The organism is Methylophaga sp. UBA3613 (assembly GCF_002375415.1).
Taxonomy (GTDB): domain Bacteria; phylum Pseudomonadota; class Gammaproteobacteria; order Nitrosococcales; family Methylophagaceae; genus Methylophaga.
Map to the genome: position 1 here is coordinate 127760 of NZ_DFLS01000014.1, position 18004 is coordinate 145763.

The following is an 18004-nucleotide window of genomic DNA, read 5'->3' on the forward strand; positions in this document are numbered from 1 at the left end:
CACTAATTTCAGGCCTTGTGAACTATGACTCAAACTGCACCACTTATACTTGTTGATGGCTCTTCCTACCTGTATCGCGCTTATCATGCGATGCCGCCACTGACCAACAGCGACGGCGAATCAACCGGCACCATTTATGGCGTCATCAACATGCTGCGTAAATTGATCCGTGACTATCAACCCGAACATATGGCCGTGGTATTTGATGCCAAGGGTAAAACCTTCCGTAATGATCTGTATGCCGAGTATAAAGCCACCCGCCCGCCAATGCCGGATGATTTACGCGAACAGATTGCGCCAATCCATGAAATTGTTAAAGCCATGGGCTTGCCGCTGCTCTGCATTGATAACGTTGAAGCTGATGATGTGATTGGCACGCTGGCCAAACAGGCCACTGCAGCCGGAATTGAAACCGTGATTTCTACCGGCGACAAAGATATGGCGCAGCTGGTCAGCGAGCATGTCACGCTGGTTAACACCATGAATAACACTAAAACAGATATTGCCGCGGTGCAGGAAAAATTTGGCCTGACACCGCAGCAAATTGTCGATTATCTGGCGCTGATGGGTGACAAGGTGGATAACATTCCTGGCGTTGATAGTGTCGGCCCCAAAACTGCAACTAAACTGCTGCAACAATATGGCAGTTTACAGGGCGTTATCGAACATGCTGATGAAGTAAAAGGCAAGCTGGGTGAGAAGCTTCGAGCAGCGATAGATGACTTACCACTCTCCTATCAGCTGGCGACCATCAAGATGGATGTCGAGCTGGACTTCACCCCGGAAACGCTGGATATGCAGGCGGCGGATAATCAAAAACTGGCAGAGCTTTATCGTCGGTACGAATTCAAAAGCTGGCTACAGGAATTAGATTCTGCGCCTGCTGCTGCGGCTTCAACAAAAACGGATGAACCAGCCACCAGCAATGAAACCCATTACGAAACCATCTTGACTCAGCAGCAGCTGGATAGCTGGATGGATAAACTCAAAAAAGCTGAACTGTTTGCCTTTGATACCGAAACCACCAGCCTCAATTATCTACAGGCTCGGATTGTTGGTATGTCATTTGCCATTAAAGCCGGTGAAGCCGCTTACCTGCCGCTGGCGCATGATTATCCGGGCGCACCGGATCAGCTGGACTTTGATACCACGTTAGCGTTGTTTAAACCCTTACTGGAAGATCCAAAAGCATTAAAGGTGGGCCAGAACCTCAAATATGATCGACATATTCTGCTGAATCATGGCATTGACTTGCAGGGCATTGCTCATGACACCATGCTGCAGTCCTATGTGCTGGACAGCACGGCCACACGGCACGATATGGATTCATTGGCAGAAAAATATCTAAATCGCAGCACCATTCATTTTGAAGACATTGCCGGTAAAGGCAAAAAGCAACTGACCTTCAATGAAATAGGCTTGGAAGAAGCCTCGCCTTATGCTTGTGAAGATGCCGATATCACATTGCAGTTACATCATATTCTATGGCCAAAAATTCAGGCGATCCCCTCTTTAGAAACGGTTTATCGTGAATTGGAAATGCCGTTGCTGCCGGTGCTGAACACGCTGGAACGCAATGGCGTGCATATCGATATCTTTATGCTGCAGCAGCAAAGCGACGCATTAGCGCATGATATTGACCGGCTGGAAAAACAAGCTCATGAATCTGCCGGGACCAAATTCAATCTGGGTTCACCAAAGCAGCTACAGGAAATTCTTTACGACCAGCAACAATTGCCGGTTCGCAAAAAAACACCTAAAGGCCAGCCATCAACTGCAGAAAATGTACTGCAGGAACTGGCAGATGATGGCTATGAACTGCCGCAAATCATTATGCAATATCGCAGCTTAAGTAAGCTGAAATCCACCTACACCGACAAACTGCCACAGCAGGTCAATCAACAAACCGGACGTGTGCACACCTCCTATCATCAGGCGGTCACTGCCACCGGCCGGTTATCGTCTTCCGATCCGAATTTGCAGAATATTCCGATCCGTACTGAAACCGGACGCAAGATTCGTGAAGCCTTTGTCGCCGGAAAAGGGGCCAAGATCCTGGCAGCCGATTATTCACAAATTGAACTACGCATCATGGCGCATCTATCCGGTGATAAAAGCCTGTTGACTGCGTTTGCCGAAGGTGAAGATATTCATCGCCATACCGCTTCTGAAATCTTTGGCGTAGAGCCAGAAAATGTCACCAGTGATCAACGCCGCAGTGCCAAAGCCATCAACTTTGGTTTGATTTATGGCATGTCCGCCCACGGACTTTCCAAACAACTCGGCATCGAACGTCATCAAGCCGCCAAATACATGGAAACCTATTTCGAACGCTATCCCGGCGTCAGAAAATACATGGACAACACCCGCGAACAAGCCAAAAAAGATGGTTACGTCGAAACTATTTTCGGCCGACGTTTATACCTGCCGGAAATCAATTCCAGTAATGGTTTGCGTCGCCAGTACGCTGAACGCACCGCGATTAATGCCCCGATGCAAGGCAGCGCCGCAGACATTATCAAACGCGCAATGATTTCCATTCATGACTGGCTGCTCGAAGCCGATACTGGCATCCGCATGATTATGCAGGTACATGATGAATTGGTATTTGAAGTGCCCGAAGAGCAGCTTGATTTGGCGAAAACTGAAATTGAGCAGTTTATGATCAAAGCTGCAGAACTGGCTGTGCCGTTAGAAGTGGGTATTGGGGTTGGGGATAATTGGGAACAGGCCCACTAACTGGATTATTAACCACAGAGACACAGAGGGCACAGATCCAAAAGGCTTACCTTGAATCCCCTTTTGTGTTGCCGGAAAAAATGGTTATCTCAGGATTAGAAATCGAAATGTTTGAGCGAAGCGAGTTTTTTCGATTTCCCTGCGATGGCCATTTTTTTCGGGGAGCCGCAGGCCAACACAAGGGGTGCCTTTTCTTTTGGTTCGTTTTCTTTGATTCGCGACATCCATATCGCTCACCCTTCGGGTGCCTCCGGCATCCAAATTCATTCCAGATGAATTTGTGGGCAAGCAAAGAAAATGAACTCGCCCTCAGGCGAAATTTAGCTCTAAGTTTCATTCTTCAAGTTTAAGGTTTTATGTCGCTCTCGCAAGTTAGGGGCTTGCGTGCCCAAGCCCCTAACAACCCAAGGGCACCCCTTGAACTGGCCTGCGGCTCCACTGCGTTGCGTTTTTTGTCAGGGAGTCTTACCAAACTCGCTGCGCTCAAACAGGTAAGCCTCAATTTCCTGACAAAAAGCCTCTACTCGTCAGTTCAAAAGGGGATTTAGGGCATAACCATTGAGCTCTGTGCCTGTATCAATATATTGTTTATGTTTCTCTCTAAGAAATCTGCGCCTATCTGCGTAATCTGCGGATAGATTTTTAAGAACTCCGTGCCCTCTGTGCCTCTGTGGTTAATATCCTAAGAACGCTTTTTAGCCCGAGGATGCGCGGCATCATAAACCTTTGCCAGGTGTTGAAAATCCAGATGAGTATAAACCTGCGTAGTGCTGATATCCGAATGCCCCAACAACTCCTGCACGGCTCGCAAATCACTGCTGGATTCAAGCATGTGCGAAGCAAATGCATGACGTAGCCGATGCGGATGCACATGCTCGGAGATACCGTGTTTTTTGCCCCAGAAAGCCAGGCGTTGCTGAATAGAACGCACGCCAAGGCGCGTGCCCTTCTGGGTGGTGAATAATGCTGGTTGTTGATACAGTCCGTTTTGGTCGCGTTTATCGAGCCAGACTTTCAGCGCCTCAATCGCGGTACGACCTATCGGCAGAATCCTTCCTTTATTACCTTTACCGGCGATAACATGCACCAGTTGCTGGCCGAAATCGACATCACGTAAATCCAATGCCGCCAGCTCTGCCAGACGCAGGCCAGAGGAATAGAATAATTCCATAATCGCTCGATCCCGGCAGGCGACAAAAGTGTCAGACGGTGTGCTGTCGAGTAGCGAATTCATTTGATCGACATCAAGGGTTTTTGGTAACCGCTTTTCAGCTTTGGGGGCCTGCACTGATTGGGCAGGATTATGATCGACCAAGCCTTCTTTGAGCAGATAGCGATAAAAGCTTCGAATGGCTGACAGTAAACGGTGAATACTGCGGGCACCTAAACCTTTTCGATGCAGGCGGGCAATAAACAGACGAATATTTGCCGGTTTGAGTCGCTGCCAATCAGTAAATGATTGCTGCTCACAGTAGTCAACTAACTGCTGACAGTCACGCTGATAATTGAGTACGGTATGCGGCGAAACCCGGCGCTGTTGCTCCAGATACTGCAGAAAATCCTGCAGAGGGGTTTGCAGCTCAGCTGTCATTCTGGCCGTGGCAGAAACGACGCAGCAGACGCATAAACACTTCCCCGAGAAAGCTCAGATATTCAGTGCCCATATCAGCATGGAAGCGGTTGGCATCACTGCTGGCAATCGCCAGCAAACCGGCACAGGGCTCGTGTCCTAATGGTAAACAGGCCACCGAATGCACTTCATCTGCTTTATCACCAAACAGTAACTGTTTTTGCGCCTTGGTCAGTCGACCACAAACTGGTTGTTGCTTGCCCAGAATGTGATCAAATGCTTTCAGTTGGCTGTCATCAGCATGCATTTCGACGATGTTGCCTTCGACCGTAGGTAATTTCGGTTTTTGATCGCCACTGTAAAACAGTCTTAACGACACTTCGTCAGCTGAGAATTCTTGCTGTAATTGTTGCATCAACGTTGCCAGCAGGCTGTGCATGTCCTGACAGTCCATCAGTCGCAGACAGAGTTGATGGACTCGCTGCTGCAATGCAGCATTGCTATGCGCATTATCGATTAATGCATGCAGCTGTTCATGCAGATGCTGATTTTTCTGGCGTAATTGCTGACGTTGGCGCTGTGCCAGCGAAATGGTGCCTTCAGGTGTGTTGTCGAATTCCAGTTCGGACAATAAATCCGGCTGATCGATTAAAAAATCTGTGTGCTGACGTAAAAATTCACTGACCTGCTCAGCGCTTACAGATTGTTGAGTGTTGCCCACGCAATTTCTCCATCAAATACATGTTGTGCTGGTCCGGTCATCCATACGGAAGCATTTTCATCCGGCCAGCTGATTTCTAATGTGCCGCCCGGCAGTAAAACACTGACCTGACGTCCAAGTATCCCGCGACGAATTCCACTGACTACTGCCGCACAGGCCCCCGTTCCACAAGCCGTTGTCTCAGCAGAGCCACGTTCATACACCCGCAATTTAATATGCTCGTGATCTACCAGCTGCATAAAGCCGACATTGACCCGTTCCGGAAACTGCTGATGGTTTTCAATTTTAGGTCCCAATTCGCCGACAGGCGCGGTGGTCACATCATCGACCAATAAAACCGCATGGGGATTGCCCATTGATAATGCAGCAATTTCCACCTGACGTCCTGGTTCGACCACCAGCATATAGGTATTACTCTGCTCAACTACGTTAAATGGGACTTGTTCAGGCGAGAAGCGGGGTTTTCCCATATCAACACAGACCTGACCATCGGCCTGCAAGGTGGGATAAATCACCCCGGAAGCCGTTTCAACTGCAATGGAATCTTTTGTGGTGAGGCCATTATCACGTACATATCTGGCAAAACAACGTGCGCCGTTACCGCATTGAGATACTTCCCCGCCATCAGCGTTAAAAATCCGATAACGAAAATCGACTTCGTTAAGGTCACTGTTTTCCACCAGCAATAACTGATCACAGCCGATACCGATATGTCGGTCCGCCATAAAACGAATTTGCTCAGTGGTCAGTTGCACAGACTGATTAATGGCATCAATCACCACAAAATCATTACCAAGGCCATGCATTTTGCTGAATTTCAACATAGGATTAATCCTGCAATACCTGCTCACCTGCATAGAGGCTTTCAACCGACTCGCGTTGACGCGCCACATGCATATTTGTTCCATCGACCATAATTTCAGCGGCCCGCGGACGCGAGTTGTAATTGGAACTCATGGTAAAACCATACGCCCCAGCGGAGCGAATCGCCAGTAAATCTCCGCTTTGTATCGCCAGACTGCGATCCTTGCCTAAAAAGTCACCGGTTTCACAGACCGGACCGACAATATCAAAGTCCTGTTCAGCTTCATCCTGACGGGGTTTGACGGCTTCAATCGCCATCCATGATTGATACAATGCTGGGCGTAATAAATCATTCATCGCCGCATCGACAATAGCGAAGTTTTTGGCTTCTGTGGCTTTGATATATTCCACTTTCGTCAGCAACACACCGGCATTACCAGCAATCGCCCGACCGGGTTCCAACATGATTTCCAGATCACGATCTTTTAATAAAGCCTGCATTGCTTTGGCATATTCAGCTGGAGTTGGCGGTTTTTCATCGCGATAACAAATCCCCAGTCCGCCGCCGATATCGAGATGTTTTATTTGAATGCCCTGCTCAGCCAACGCATCAATCAACGCCAGCACACGTTCCAGAGCATCAACGAAGGGGGAAACAGAGGTCAGTTGGGAGCCAATATGGCAATCCACACCAATCACTTGCAGATTCGGCAAAGAAGCTGCCTGCTGATACACCGCCAGCGCATCATCAATGGCAATGCCAAATTTGTTTTCTTTCAGGCCAGTGGAAATATATGGATGGGTTTGCGCATCGACATCCGGATTGACACGAATGGAAATCGGAGCCGTTTTTTCAAGACTGACGGCCACATCACTGATACGTTGCAACTCAGGGATCGATTCCACATTAAAACAGCGAATACCGGTTTTCAAAGCATAACCAATTTCTTCAGCGGTTTTACCAACACCGGAAAACACTGTTTTCTCCGCTTGACCACCTGCTGCTATGACACGAGCCAATTCACCGGCAGACACAATATCAAACCCTGATCCCAGTCTGGCAAGCACATTCAGGACCGCCAGATTAGAGTTAGCTTTGACCGCATAACAGACCAAATGCGGATAAGCACTGAATGCATCATCAAAGGCTTTCCAATGCTGTTCGAGTGCAGCTCTGGAATACACATAAGTAGGAGTGCCAAATTGCGCCGCCAAATCAATTAAAGATTGCTGCTCGGCATGCAACTCTCCATGTTTTTGAGTGAAATAATCCTGCATTTTTTAGGCAACCTTCACAGTATTAGCGTTTCCTTCAGGCAGGTATAAATCACCCTTCAGGCCGCATGAGGTCAGTATTCCTATGGTACACAGGATGATCGCCAGAGTTTTCCAGCCAGAAATTTTTCGCATGATGTCTTCCCCGATGCTGTAAAGGCAGGCAGTATACACAGGAATACTGGCAACTGACCCACATTGGAAACTAGAATTTATTATTTAACTTACATATTATAAGTGCATTTAAAATTAGCTTTATATTAAGGAATAGCGTCCTGTAATGGCAAATATGACAGCACCAATCAGACTAAGCGGTCTTGCAAGACGACTTGTAAGTGAAGGGTTGCTGAGTGAGGAGCAGGCACAGACTGCTCAGGTTACGGCTAAACAGGCTTCACAATCCTTTGTGACCTATCTGGTAAATAACAAACTGCTTGATAGTGATGTTATCGGTGCCATTGCCTCTCAGGAATTTGGCGTTCCTTTATTTGACCTGGACAGTATGAATATGGAACTTGCGCCTACCAGCCTGTTCCAGGAAAAACTCATCCGTCAGCATAATGCCCTACCGTTGTTTCAACGTGGTAAACGTCTTTATGTGGCCGTGTCCGATCCTACCAATCTTCAAGCCCTGGACGAATTCCAGTTCAACACTGCTCTGAATACTTACCCTGTTCTGGTCGATGAACAGAAATTATCCGTTACCATTGAAAAAGCACTGGATAACAAAAACCAGGTTCTGGATGATTTTGATGATGCTGAGCTTGATGATATTGATCTGGGTCCGGATGATGATGCTGATCGTGGAGCTGAACTCACTGAAAAAAATATCGATGACACTCCTGTTGTCAGATTTATCAACGGTATTCTGACTCAGGCGATCAAAGCCGGTGCCTCGGATATTCACTTTGAACCCTACGAGAAAAAATACCGTGTTCGGGTGCGTATTGATGGCATCCTCCATGAAACCAAAACGGCACCCGTGGTGCTTGGCGGACGTATTGCTGCGCGGCTGAAAGTCCTGTCTAGAATGAATATTGCTGAACGTCGAGTACCCCAGGATGGCCGGATGCGATTGAAAATTTCCAAATCGAAAGCCATCGATTTTCGTGTCAGCACCTGCCCGACCCTGTTCGGCGAAAAAATCGTACTGCGTATTCTGGATCCTACTAGCGCCCAACTAGGTATTGATGCATTGGGTTATGAGGAAGATCAGAAAAAAATCTTTCTTGAAACCATGCATAAACCCTATGGCATGGTGCTAGTCACTGGTCCAACAGGTAGTGGTAAAACCGTTTCCTTGTATACCGCTTTAAATATTCTCAACACTGACGATCGAAATATCTCTACAGCAGAAGACCCTGCAGAGATAAATCTGCCAGGTATCAATCAGGTCAATGTACATCCGCAGATCGGGCTGGGGTTTACTGAATGTTTAAGAGCCTTCTTACGTCAGGATCCTGACGTAATCATGGTGGGTGAGATCCGCGATCTGGAAACCGCTGAAATTGCCATTAAAGCTGCGCAGACTGGTCATATGGTGTTTTCAACGCTACATACCAATGACGCTCCACAAACATTGACCCGCCTCGCCAATATGGGTGTACCAGCATTTAACATTGCTTCTGCAGTAACGTTGATTATTGCCCAGCGTCTGGCGCGTCGCCTGTGTCAGCATTGTAAAACTGTGGAACCGTTACCAAAAGAAACGCTGATCGAAGAAGGTTACACACCGGAGCAAATTGCGACAGATTTCAAAGTTTACCGTGCTGTAGGTTGCGATCAATGCACCGAGGGGTATAAAGGTCGTGTTGGTATCTATCAGGTAATGCCAGTTTCGGATGCAATGGGGAGAATGATTATGGAAGGCGGTAACTCCATGCAACTGGCGGATCAGGCAAAAGCTGAGGGTATTGCAGATTTACGGGCTTCCGGTTTGAAAAAAGTCATGGCCGGATTAACCAGCTTGGAAGAGATTAACCGCGTCATTAAGGAATAAACCGTGGCCACAGCAGCTAAAGCTAAACTTAAACCTAAAAAAGCCGAATTACCGACCCTGTTTATCTGGCAAGGAACAAATAAAGCCGGCCGCAAGGTTAAAGGTGAACAGGCCGGTGAAAGTATTCAGGCCGTTCGCGCAGATTTACGTCGTCAAGGTATTATGCCGGACAAAGTACGTCGTAAACCCAAGGATTTATTTGCTCCACGCAAACCCAAAATCAAACCGGCTCACATAGCCATCTTCAGCAGAATGCTGGCCACCATGATGTCTTCGGGTGTGCCGATGATGCAATCACTGCAAATTATTGGCGAAGGCCATGAAAATGCCAGTATGCAGGAAATGATTCTGGCAATTAAAGCCGATGTTGAATCAGGCACCAGTCTGGCGGAGTCATTAGCGAAATTCCCATTATATTTTGATGATCTGTATATCAGTCTTATCAACGCCGGTGAACAGTCCGGTACGCTGGAAGCCTTATTGCACGAGATCGCGACATATCAGGAAAAGACTGAAGCACTGAAATCGAAGATTAAAAAAGCGCTTGTTTATCCAACTGCCATTATGGTGGTGGCTTTTATCGTGACGGCGATTTTGATGATCTTTGTTATCCCACAGTTCCAGGCTTTGTTTACCGGGTTTGGTGCGGACCTGCCTGGCCTCACTAAAATGGTCATCAGCATTTCCCAGGTATTTCAGGATTACTGGTGGTTAATTTTTGGCAGCATCATTGGCTCGGTGATGGGCTTTATGGCAGCAAGACGCCGCTCTCGCAAGGTTCAGCATTTTATGGATCGTATGTTATTAAAACTGCCTGTTATTGGTGATGTATTAACAAAAGGTGCAATTGCCCGTTTTGCTCGCACATTTTCAGTTATGTTCAAAGCCGGTGTACCAATGGTGGAAGCGATGACCTCGGTAGCAGGCGCCACGGGGAATATCGTCTATAACGAAGCCACTTTGGAAATGCGTGATGATGTCTCAACCGGTACCCAATTAAATAAAGCCATGACCGATACCGAGCTGTTTCCCAATATGGTGATTCAGATGGTTTCCATCGGTGAAGAATCGGGTTCTTTGGATGCGATGCTGGCGAAAGTCGCAGATTTTTTCGAACGTGAAGTCGATGATGCTGTTGATAATATGACCGCGTTGATGGAACCGTTTATCATGGCCTTCCTGGGTGTATTGATCGGTACACTGGTTATTGCCATGTACTTGCCGATTTTCAAACTCGGCGCTGTCGTTTAATCCTATGTCGCTAATTTATCTGCTGGAAACCTCCAGCATTTTTTTTATTGCCAGTATTTTCATTCTGGGATTACTGGTCGGCAGCTTTCTCAATGTAGTCATTCACCGACTGCCGCTGATGATGCAGCGTGAGTGGGCCCAACAGTGCCATGAATTGATTGGAACATCTGAACCTGAGACAGATGAACTTACGTTAAGCAAACCGCGTTCTCGCTGTCCGCATTGCGGTCATGCGATTACTGCATTGGAAAATATTCCGGTAATCAGTTATCTCGCTCTGAAAGGTCGTTGCAAGGAATGCAAAGCGTCAATATCCAAACGCTATCCGCTGATCGAATTATTCACTGCAGTGATCTCTGCGGTGGTGGCATGGCACTTTGGTTTCAGCATTGCCGTAGTAGGTGCATTACTGTTGAGTTGGGCTCTGCTCGCTTTGACCTTTATCGATGTTGATCATCAACTGTTGCCAGACAGCATTACTTTACCCTTATTGTGGTTAGGTCTCAGCTTTAACCTGTTTGCTACCTATACCGATATTAGCTCTGCCGTTATTGGTGCCATTGCCGGTTATCTGGCGCTCTGGCTGGTGTATCACGCCTTTCGTTTGGTCACAGGTAAGGAAGGCATGGGCTATGGCGATTTTAAGCTGCTGGCAGCCTTGGGAGCCTGGATGGGTTGGCAGGCATTGCCAATGATTATTTTATTATCCTCTTTAGTCGGTGCAGTGGTTGGTATCAGCCTGATTTTGTTAAAACAACAGCATCGGGATATTCCTATTCCTTTTGGTCCTTATCTGGCAGCAGCCGGCTGGCTGGCGCTGATATGGGGCGACACTCTGAGTACTGCATATCTGAATTGGAGCGGATTAAGCTGAGATGGTGTTTCGGGTTGGCCTAACCGGCGGCATTGCATCAGGCAAATCAACTGTCTCAACATTATTTGCAGATCTGGGCGTTACTGTTATTGATGCTGATATTATTGCTCGCGAACTGAGCCAGCCTGGTACAACCCAATACCAGAAAATTGTTGAGCAGTTTGGCAAACATTACGTACTTGCAGGTGGTCAGTTAAACCGACCAGCATTACGTAAGATGCTGTTCTCGGATGCTGCAGCCAAAAAAACGCTTGAACAGATCCTGCATCCAGCAATTCGCCAACAACTGTTACAACAGGCAGCAAATGCCAAAGGCCGTTACTGTATTCTCAGTGTACCGTTGTTAGTTGAAGCCAAGATGCAGTCGTGCGTGGATCGTATTTTGGTCGTTGATGTGGATTACCAAACTCAACTAACCCGTCTGCAAATCCGAGACAATCTAACCATTGAAGAAGCTGCTCAACATCTTGCGGCTCAATCAAACCGCGAACAGCGATTGCAATGTGCTCACGATATCATCGACAATAGTGATGGAATTGAAAAATTGAAATTTCAGGTTACTCAACTGCATGCGTTATATTGTCAGCTGGCAGAGACGACGCAAAATTAATCCTGGTCATCAAGCTGACCTTATGTAAATGATAAAAACACACTATGTCCGACGTTATCACATACGAACAACCACTGAATGAACGCATAAGAACATTCCTGAGATTGGAATTTCTGTTGGCGCGCGTGGATTATGCCATTCAGCATGATGATGAAATGAGTCATCGTGAAGCCATTGATGCCATGTTGAGTATGTTGCAGGTATTTGAGCGTGGCGATATGAAGTCCGAAGTGACCAAGGAAGTTGAACGGCTGATTACCAATTTGTCAGCGTTGGAAAACTCGCCCGGTGTTGATAAAGACACATTGGATGCATTACTTGCAGAGTTGGACCAGACACTCGATGCCTTGCAGATTCGTAAAACGTCCATTGGTCAGGTTTTAAAAGAAAATGAATTTCTTTACAGCATCCGTCAGCGATCCAGCATTGCCGGCGGCACCTGTGATTTTGATTTACCTGCCTACCATTACTGGTTACAACATTCCTCTGTTGAACAACGCCAGCAACAATTAAATTACTGGCTGGAACAGTTTGTAGCAGTACGCGGAGCGATTAATATTTCGCTGCAACTGATTCGTGGCAGTGCCGGTTTCAGCGGTGCTCAAGCAGAGAAGGGATTTTATCAACGCAGCCTGGACAGTAATCTGCCAACCCAGTTAATTCGGGTTCGTATTCCGTCAAGCACGCCTTATTACCCGGAAATAAGTGGTGGCAAACATCGTTTCACGGTGCGGTTTATGACGTTTGATATTAATCAACGCCCCCAACAAATTAATGATGATGCGGATTTTCAGCTTAGCTGTTGCACGATGTAATTATGGTATTGAAAGTAAATTGTCCCCAATGTGGACGTAAAGTTGAATGGATTGATGACAACAAATGGAAGCCGTTCTGCTGTGAGCGCTGTAAATTAATTGACTTGGGTGAATGGGCAGCGGGAAATCACCGCATACCTGGAGAGCCGGTTATTGATCCTGAAGACGATCCCAACTCATTTCATTAACGATTGCTGTTGCTCAGCATTAACCACCTGCCAGCCTGTAAACGAGCACTAGTTGCTAAACAAGGTAGAGATTAGTTAACCGCTCAATAATCTGCATATTTGCAGCGGGAAATTCCCTTACCGATAATTCAGCTAATGGACACCACACTAATGGCTGTCCTTCCTTGCCCGTTGCGTCACCGGAAAACTCGGTCACTAACCAGACATCAAGCTCAACCTGCAATTCTGGATAGTCATGAACGATCTGCATTAAAGGTTCAGCCTGCTCAACCTGTAAACCCACCTCTTCGTAAATCTCCCGTTGCACAGCTTCTAACCGGGTTTCATTGGCTTCACGCTTACCGCCAGGAAATTCCCACAGATCACCTTGATGCTGATGCGCATGACGGCGTGCAATTAAAACCTGTTCATCATTATTAACAATAATCGCGACAGCGACTTGTAGACGTTTTTTCATCAATCAATTTTTCAATACGAATAGCGTGCCGCAGTATGGACACAGCACTTCACCATGACTTTTGATTTCAAGATATACCCGTGGATGGGCATTCCATGCCGGCATATCCGGCATGGGACAACTAATGGGTAAATCTTTTTTGCTCACTTCATAGCGTCGCTGTGTACAGGCTTGTTTGCTCTCTGACATAACGCGCTACTCCTGAATTAAATTGGTAAGGCGAGCATCCGATCCAGCGCCAGTTTGGCTTCTTTGGCAGTCACCGGATCCACTGACACCTGATTCACCACATGACCTTCCACCAGGTTTTCCAATACCCATAACAAATGCTGCGGATCAACACGGAACATCGTTGAACACATACAGACAGTGGGCGACATAAAATGCACCGATTTACCCTGGTCCTGGAAACGTTCATGTAAACGGTTCACCAGATTCAATTCGGTACCCACCAACCAGCGCGTGTTAGGTTCACTGTTGGCGATCGTGTTCACTATATATTCAGTGGAACCGACATAATCTGACTTCTGACAGACTTCAAAACTGCACTCAGGATGAGAGATGACTTTGGTTTCCGGATATTTTTCCAGAAAGTTATCAATTTGTTGTGGTTGAAACATCTGGTGAACTGAACAGAAACCTTTCCATAAAATGATTTTAGCTTTTTTCAATGCTTCCGGCGTCAAACCGCCAAGAGGCTTATCAAAATCCCAAACGACCATTTCTTCGAGTGGAATACCCATTTTATAACCGGTATTACGACCAAGGTGTTGATCGGGGAAAAACAGGACCTTTTCGCGCTGAGCAAATGCCCAATCCAAAACATGGGGGGCATTGGTTGACGTACAGACAATGCCACCATGTTTGCCACAGAAGGATTTCAGATCTGCAGCGGAATTGATGTAAGTGATTGGCGTGATCATCTCATCTGGATCAAGTACTTCACTCATTTCCTGCCAAGCGCGATCAACATTTACTCGATTCGCCATATCCGCCATAGAACAACCAGCCGCCAGATCGGGCAAAATCGCGATTTGATCAGGACGGGAAAGAATGTCCGCTACTTCCGCCATAAAATGCACGCCGCAAAACACGATGTACTGAGCGTCTGATTCGGCAGCATTGCGTGACAGTTTTAGCGAATCACCTGAAAAATCCGCATGTTTGAAAACTTCATTACGCTGGTAGTGATGCCCCAGAATAACCAAATCATCGCCCAATTTCTGTTTAGCGGCAGCTATACGTTGATCGCATGCCTCATCATCAATTGAGAAGTATTGTTCAAACGGGATTGCCGTTGTTGCTAGTTTTGTAGCCACTTCGCTTTCCTCTTAAATCCGCTATTGCTTTTTTGCTCAGACTTCTGCTGTTGGCACTTTACGCAGACGAATATTCAATTCTTTAAGCTGTTCATCACTGACCGGGCTTGGTGCATTGGTTAACAGGCAAGCTGCTGACTGTGTTTTTGGAAATGCCATTACATCACGAATCGATGCTGAGCCCGTCATTAACATCGCCAGACGGTCCAAACCAAATGCCAAACCGCCATGCGGTGGACAACCATATTTCAATGCCTGTAACAGGAAGCCAAATTTCTCTTCCGCTTCTTCAGCAGGAATACCCAGCATTTCAAATACTTTCTGCTGCACATCTGTTTTATGAATACGAATCGAACCGCCGCCCAATTCAGTACCGTTTAATACCATGTCATACGCACGGGACAAGCACTTGCCCGGATCGTTGCTTAATAAATCAATATCTGACTCACGTGGCGCAGTGAATGGATGATGTAAGGCATACCAGCGTTGCGTTTTGTCATCCCATTCAAACATCGGGAATTCAACCACCCATAACGGGCGCCAGCCATGTTCAACCATATCTAAATCATGGCCAATTTTGACACGTAAAGCACCCAAAGATTCATTCACAACTGAAGCTTTATCGGCACCAAAGAAAACAAGATCACCTGTTTCAGCTGCCGTTCTTTGCAGAATCGCATCAACCACATCATCGGGTAGGAATTTCAGAATAGGTGATTGCAAACCTTCCCGGCCAGCAGCAAGATCATTCACTTTAATGTAAGCCAGACCTTTTGCACCGTAGATACTGACAAATTTGGTGTAATCATCAATTTCTTTACGGCTTAAAGAGTTACCACCCGGAACGCGTAAAGCAGCCACACGTCCATTTTCATCATTGGCTGGTGCAGAGAAGACTTTAAAATCAACTCCCTGCATCAAATCACTTACATCAACGAGTTCTAATGGAATTCGCAGATCCGGTTTATCACTGCCATAACGATCCATAGCATCCGCATAGGTCATTCTTGGGAAAGGATTCGGTAACGGTTGCTCTAATACATTGGCAAACAAATCGCGGATCATTTCTTCCATTAATTGCATTAAATCCTCTTCTTCAACAAAAGAGGTTTCAATATCCAATTGCGTGAATTCCGGCTGGCGATCAGCACGCAAATCTTCATCACGGAAGCAACGAACAACCTGATAATAGCGATCCATACCAGCCACCATCAACAGTTGTTTAAATAACTGTGGAGACTGTGGCAATGCAAAGAAATCTCCTGGATGAGTACGACTTGGGACCAGATAGTCGCGCGCGCCTTCCGGGGTGGCTTTGGTCAGGATAGGTGTTTCAATATCCATAAAGCCGTGATTGTCGAGATACTGGCGTAATTGACGGATAATCTGTGAACGAAAGCGCAGCTTTTGCAGCATTTCCGGGCGACGTAAATCGATATAACGATGACGCAGCCGGATATCTTCATTAACTTCAGCCTGTTCCGTCAAAGGGAATGGCGGAGTTTCAGAACTGTTCAGAATAGTCACGCGCTTGGCGATGATTTCGATTTTACCGCTTTTTAAATCGGTATTTTCGCTGCCCGCAGGACGGGGGTTAACCACACCTTCAATTTGTAACACATATTCACTGCGTACTTTTTCAGCCACGGCAAAACTTTCGGCATCTTCCGGATTACAAACGATTTGCACCAGACCTTCACGATCACGCAAATCAATAAAGATAACACCACCATGATCCCGGCGACGATGCATCCAGCCTGCAACTTTTACCGTTTGTTCAATCAAAGATTCGTTTACATCGCCGCAGTAATGGCTACGCATAATTATTCCAACATCCAAAAATACTGTTTAACACTACACCTTTTATATAAATAAAAAGTGTCCGAAATTTTCTATTCAGTGAGCTGCTGATCCTGACGTTTCTTTTGATAGGCTAGTGAGTTTGGCACCACCACGCCCATCGAAATAATCATTTTCAACCCCTCTTCTACCGCCATATCCAATTCAATAACATCAGACTCCGGCACCATCAACACAAACCCCGAGGTAGGATTTGGTGTGGTCGGAATAAACACGCTGATGACATTGGCAATGGTTTTATCCTGCACCTCACCCAGATCATCCGATGTCATAAACGCTAAGCTCCAGACACCTTTGCGTGGATATTCCACCAATAATACTTTTCGAAACGATTTGGCATCTGTTGCCAGCACCGCTTCCATGATTTGCTTAACCGCTGAATAAAGCGTTCTGACCAGCGGGATTCTTGCCAGTAATGATTCCCAGAACGCCACTAATCGACGCCCCAATAAGTTGGCCATTATCATGCCGGTGATTAAAACCAGCGCCACTGCCAGTAATACTCCCAAACCGGGAATATGAAAGCCGAGCAGCCTATCGGGCTGAAAGGCGTCCGGCAACAGCAACAGACTTTTATCTAAAAAACCAACTATCGCCCGGACCACTAAAAAAGTGACCCCAAGCGGCATCCAGACCAGCAGGCCTGCTATTAAATATTTACGCATTTAAATTTTTAATGACTGCATCCTGTTCCACAGGTATGAGCTGCGACAGATGAACTGTCTGAGGTTCCACTGTCGGCGAGGTTCCGTTTTGACCCCGATTTAAAATCTGTTTCATACCAGCCCTGGCCTTTAAGACGAAAACCCGCGGCTGAAATCAGCTTTTTCAAGTTGGGTTGATGACATGCTGGACATTCCACCAACGCATCATCACTGATCTTTTGCAACGCTTCAAAGTTATGATTACAGGCATCACAGCGATATTCATAAAACGGCATGAGGTTACTCCCTAAAAATGAATCAACAAACAACGCTGCTTATAAATGCGGCAAGAAATATTTGTTTCAAGCTTAAAAGGGGTTGATTATACCGAAAATTTGCGAATTCAGTCTTTGGCATTTTAACGTAACTGAATATGGCAACCGACTAAACGGACATTCCGGGATATTCATATGCCCGACAGTGCTTTGCCATCCATAATCTTTTGTTGAAAAGTAGCTATCACAAGTAATATTTGCCTAACAAGTCAGATACCTGCATCGGCTACCGAAAACTCTTTGAATCCAAAAGCGCTGGCTATTATCAATTAAACAGCGAAGCTATCCCTTGTAAATAACTGACTGCGATAATTCACAACCAACCTTAACTAATTGGGTGTAACCAGCAGAAACTGACCGTCCCCCCTCTTCATAAGATCATTAGGAAGTAATTTAAAATCAACACCACCAAGTTTTTACGCTGAATTTTATTAAATCATCATCTCTATTGATTTCAGGCAGTTGGCTGCGTTCAAATCAGGGAGAAAACATTGTGTTAAATGACACAAATTTTCATTTTTCCATGGACATATCCCATAAACA

The 18004-nt window shown here is 46.4% G+C and carries 19 protein-coding genes; 7 read left to right on the forward strand and 12 right to left on the reverse strand.

Features of this window, described 5'->3' with window-relative positions:
• The first annotated feature begins 24 nt into the window (after positions 1-24).
• Positions 25-2739, forward strand: a complete 2715-nt coding sequence (gene polA / locus B3S93_RS15440) for a DNA polymerase I (RefSeq protein ID WP_292401050.1) — start codon at positions 25-27, stop codon at positions 2737-2739.
• 95 nt (positions 2740-2834) lie between these two features.
• Here polA and B3S93_RS15445 read toward each other — a convergent pair whose 3' ends face one another.
• The 6 genes from B3S93_RS15445 to lptM all read right to left on the reverse strand — a co-directional run bounded on the left by B3S93_RS15445 (position 2835) and on the right by lptM (position 7244).
• Positions 2835-2963, reverse strand: coding sequence for a hypothetical protein (locus B3S93_RS15445; protein ID WP_292401053.1), 129 nt, complete (start codon positions 2961-2963; stop codon positions 2835-2837).
• 458 nt (positions 2964-3421) lie between these two features.
• On the reverse strand, positions 3422-4330 hold the full coding sequence (xerC, locus tag B3S93_RS15450; RefSeq protein ID WP_292401056.1) for a tyrosine recombinase XerC: 909 nt from the start codon (positions 4328-4330) through the stop codon (positions 3422-3424).
• Positions 4320-5030 (reverse strand): DUF484 family protein, encoded by a 711-nt coding sequence (locus B3S93_RS15455; RefSeq protein ID WP_292401059.1) that lies wholly within the window; start codon positions 5028-5030, stop codon positions 4320-4322. The genes xerC and B3S93_RS15455 overlap by 11 nt, the downstream gene beginning before the upstream one ends.
• Positions 5006-5854: a diaminopimelate epimerase gene (gene dapF / locus B3S93_RS15460; protein ID WP_349677855.1), complete on the reverse strand. Its 849-nt coding sequence runs from the start codon at positions 5852-5854 to the stop codon at positions 5006-5008. Before dapF ends, B3S93_RS15455 begins: the two co-directional genes overlap by 25 nt.
• A 4-nt stretch (positions 5855-5858) precedes the next feature.
• Positions 5859-7112 carry a diaminopimelate decarboxylase gene (gene lysA / locus B3S93_RS15465; protein WP_292401063.1) on the reverse strand — a complete coding sequence of 418 codons (1254 nt, stop codon included), beginning with the start codon at positions 7110-7112 and terminating at the stop codon, positions 5859-5861.
• Between the two features lie 3 nt (positions 7113-7115).
• A complete protein-coding gene (gene lptM, locus B3S93_RS15605; protein WP_292356092.1) occupies positions 7116-7244 on the reverse strand; it encodes an LPS translocon maturation chaperone LptM in 129 nt (42 codons plus the stop codon).
• Between the two features lie 145 nt (positions 7245-7389).
• Between lptM and pilB the strand changes: the two genes are divergently transcribed.
• From pilB to yacG, 6 genes are read left to right on the forward strand one after another with little or no spacing between them, the layout of a single operon-like run.
• Positions 7390-9108, forward strand: coding sequence for a type IV-A pilus assembly ATPase PilB (gene pilB / locus B3S93_RS15470; protein WP_292356090.1), 1719 nt, complete (start codon positions 7390-7392; stop codon positions 9106-9108).
• Positions 9109-9111: 3 nt separating this feature from the next.
• On the forward strand, positions 9112-10359 hold the full coding sequence (locus B3S93_RS15475) for a type II secretion system F family protein (RefSeq protein ID WP_292401064.1): 1248 nt from the start codon (positions 9112-9114) through the stop codon (positions 10357-10359).
• Positions 10360-10363: 4 nt separating this feature from the next.
• On the forward strand, positions 10364-11233 hold the full coding sequence (locus B3S93_RS15480) for a prepilin peptidase (RefSeq protein ID WP_292401067.1): 870 nt from the start codon (positions 10364-10366) through the stop codon (positions 11231-11233).
• 1 nt (position 11234) lies between these two features.
• Complete coding sequence (gene coaE / locus B3S93_RS15485) at positions 11235-11843, forward strand: dephospho-CoA kinase (protein ID WP_292401070.1); 609 nt, start codon at positions 11235-11237, stop codon at positions 11841-11843.
• A 44-nt stretch (positions 11844-11887) separates the two neighbouring features.
• A complete protein-coding gene (gene zapD / locus B3S93_RS15490) occupies positions 11888-12658 on the forward strand; it encodes a cell division protein ZapD (protein WP_292356082.1) in 771 nt (256 codons plus the stop codon).
• A gap of 2 nt (positions 12659-12660) precedes the next feature.
• A complete protein-coding gene (gene yacG / locus B3S93_RS15495) occupies positions 12661-12846 on the forward strand; it encodes a DNA gyrase inhibitor YacG (protein ID WP_292356324.1) in 186 nt (61 codons plus the stop codon).
• 55 nt (positions 12847-12901) lie between these two features.
• Here the strand turns inward: yacG and mutT are convergent, their stop codons facing one another.
• From mutT to B3S93_RS15525, 6 genes are all read right to left on the reverse strand, one after another.
• Entirely contained in the window at positions 12902-13303 is a 402-nt protein-coding gene (gene mutT / locus B3S93_RS15500) for an 8-oxo-dGTP diphosphatase MutT (RefSeq protein WP_292401073.1), read from the reverse strand.
• 3 nt (positions 13304-13306) lie between these two features.
• Positions 13307-13492, reverse strand: a complete 186-nt coding sequence (locus B3S93_RS15505) for a zinc-finger domain-containing protein (protein WP_292356078.1) — start codon at positions 13490-13492, stop codon at positions 13307-13309.
• Between the two features lie 17 nt (positions 13493-13509).
• Complete coding sequence (nadA, locus tag B3S93_RS15510; protein WP_292356077.1) at positions 13510-14622, reverse strand: quinolinate synthase NadA; 1113 nt, start codon at positions 14620-14622, stop codon at positions 13510-13512.
• 36 nt (positions 14623-14658) lie between these two features.
• Positions 14659-16443 (reverse strand): aspartate--tRNA ligase, encoded by a 1785-nt coding sequence (aspS, locus tag B3S93_RS15515; RefSeq protein ID WP_292356075.1) that lies wholly within the window; start codon positions 16441-16443, stop codon positions 14659-14661.
• A gap of 71 nt (positions 16444-16514) precedes the next feature.
• Entirely contained in the window at positions 16515-17147 is a 633-nt protein-coding gene (locus tag B3S93_RS15520) for a DUF502 domain-containing protein (protein ID WP_292356073.1), read from the reverse strand.
• Between the two features lie 8 nt (positions 17148-17155).
• On the reverse strand, positions 17156-17422 hold the full coding sequence (locus tag B3S93_RS15525) for an FmdB family zinc ribbon protein (protein WP_292401076.1): 267 nt from the start codon (positions 17420-17422) through the stop codon (positions 17156-17158).
• Positions 17423-18004 lie beyond the last annotated feature (582 nt).